The 2,512-nt window shown below is 36.4% G+C and carries 2 protein-coding genes; both read right to left on the minus strand.

Annotated features, from left to right (window positions below; genetic code table 11):
- Nucleotides 1-60 precede the first annotated feature (60 nt).
- The gene (gene istB, locus ACFQ18_RS17935) at nucleotides 61-834 is read right to left on the minus strand and encodes an IS21-like element helper ATPase IstB (protein WP_060669375.1); all 774 of its coding nucleotides are present in this window, start codon (nucleotides 832-834) and stop codon (nucleotides 61-63) included.
- 1 nt (nucleotide 835) lies between these two features.
- The gene (gene istA, locus ACFQ18_RS17940; protein WP_328150262.1) at nucleotides 836-2,374 is read right to left on the minus strand and encodes an IS21 family transposase; all 1,539 of its coding nucleotides are present in this window, start codon (nucleotides 2,372-2,374) and stop codon (nucleotides 836-838) included.
- Nucleotides 2,375-2,512: the final 138 nt, after the last annotated feature.

A 2,512-nucleotide genomic window follows, 5' to 3' on the forward strand; every position in this document is an offset into this window, starting at 1 on the left:
TGTAACCGTCAAGTAGGATTAAACGATTTTCCACAAATAAGGTTCAACAGTTTCCCACAATTATGATTCAACACCTTTTTCTTGAAATAAAGCTTGTCTGTATTTCATTCTAATACTGTCTTGGTTTTCATCGAATGTAATGATTTCACTTCTGTGGAGGAGGCGATCTAAGATCGCCGTTGTTAACGTTGTATCCCCTAGAAACTTTCCCCATTCACCTGGTCCTTTATTAGACGTTAAGATGAATGATGTCTTGTCATACATATCATAAATAAACTGAAAGAATAGTTGGGCATCCTGTGGTTCATATGCCATATACATGATGTCATCAATAATAATCAGATCCGATGTAGTAATTCGTTTGTATCTTGTTCTTGACTTACTGATATACTCTCTTGTCTTTAGTATATAAAGTAAGTGATCCATAGATACGAACGAAACTTGATACCCTTGGTTAACTGCGTGGATACCTAATCCGGTTGATAGATGAGTTTTTCCAACTCCAGGGGGTCCCATCATGATTAATGTGAAATTTTCATCTATCCATGAAAGTTCCTTTAATACATTTAATTGCTTATCACCAATCGCAGATTGCTCTTCTAATTTAAATTGGTCTAGCGTTAATGGTTGAGGAAACTCTGCCCATTTCATCAACTTGGAACGATTCTTCTCTTCGCGACAACTCAATTCATATCCGAGTACCTGATTAATAAATTCATAGTAGGTCCAACTCTTGGATTCTGCCTCCCTAAGCATATTCGGTAGTTCCTTTGCCGTTTCTGCTAACCTTAGTGTCCTGCATTTTTGTTGAAGTTCATTATAGGAATCTGTCATTTTATCTACCTCCTTGAAGTACTTGTAGATAGATATCCTGACTGCGCTCAGGGGCTGTGATGTCTTTATATTTCTCATTGATCAATTCTTTTTTGGACAATTGTTTACTGCTTTGCATCTCTAATGAAATTGCAATATCTCTTAAATCATTAGCACTAGTCAACCCTAGTCTTTTCATTTCTTTTACGGCATCATTGATATGCCAAGGGTGTTGCTTGATTGCGTTAAGTACTACTTTGAATTGATCAATGGTGTGTCTTGGGTAATGTTCTTGTAACGTCTGAATAAGCCAGGTTGAAACTTCCGTTTCAGCTAATTCGTCCATAACTTGTTCTGCGAGTTTATCTCTTTTTGTTTGAGACCTTTGTCGATGCTTAGGATCTGTAATGACTTTACCTTTTTCTTCAGACAATTTATGTGTGGCAATCGGACCACCATCTGGATGCAGGGAGATGCTCAAATCTCCTCTAGATACGAATACATAAGCAATATTTTCTTTACCACTTTGAAATGTTCCCAATGGAACGCTATACCGATTCCCTTCAAAACGAATAACGTTGTCTTTATGAATTTTTCTTGTTATATTTATAGTTGATATATTTTCAAAAATGTAATTTCCATTGACCTTTTGAAGATGCTGCTTTTCGAGGGCGTGCGCTTCGAAAGGTCTTTTCTTTGTATTATGATGAATCTTATAGTTTCCCGTTCTTTTTAACCACTTTAAGGATGACTGCTGCCATGAATCTAAGTCTATGTAGATGCGGTGCTTCGCAAAATTATTCTTTACATATTTTATTACTTGTTCAATTTTCCCCTTTGACTCCGGATCACTCTTTCTGCACAGATATATCTTAAACTTTCTTGTTTCATGATATTTAGTAAAAGACTCCGTCAGGATTAGATCTCCGGCATTCTCGCTAACTGCCAATAAACGATCCTGGTCATATACAATCTCTTCTGTCATCCCCCCAAAATATCGAAATGCACTTTCTTGCATCCTGATCAAATCAGCTGTTCGAAGGGGTCTATCTATCCATTCTACATATTTGAATCTTGAATGAGATAAGATGAACCCAGCTACATAAAGTTTCTTTCTTTGCCCTGTATCCATATAGACAAATGTTTCTCCAAAATCTACTTGCATTTGTTTTCCCATTGGAAGTTCTTCTACTGCGCCATACATTCGTTCCATCGTTTCTTTTGGTATATGATATTTGTCTCTTAAGTCATTCACATAATTTCGAACCGTATTCTCAGCCACTGACTGTACATCAAGTCTATCCTGCAGCCAGTCATGAATTTGAGAACTTGTCATATCCGGATGTTCCTTTAACCACGTCAATATGTAATTTTGATAGGGATCCAGCTTCTTTGTTCGATTTTGTAGCGATGCAATAAACTCAGCGAACTCCTCCGGTGTCATACTCAAATATTCAATTACTCTGTTTCTAGAAATCTTTAATTTCTTTGCAATCTTAGTGTTTGAGAAACCTATACTCTTTAAACGATGTATTTCTTGATAAACCATCCACTTTTCCACTCCTGTCCTCTCCCTTTCGATATACTCAGCCTAAGTATACCGAAAGGTTTTTATAATTACTAAACTGTTTAGTCTTATTTGGAGAAAACCGTTTACTTTTATTTGTGGAAAACTGTTGAGTCTAGTTTAGCAGTTACA

The organism is Oceanobacillus caeni (assembly GCF_042678465.1).
GTDB classification, from domain to species: Bacteria; Bacillota; Bacilli; order Bacillales; family Amphibacillaceae; genus Oceanobacillus; species Oceanobacillus caeni.

Excerpts from the sequence above, each read along its gene's own strand:
- istB (WP_060669375.1), bottom strand. The coding sequence starts at position 834 with ATGACAGATTCCTATAATGAACTTCAACAAAAATGCAGGACACTAAGG.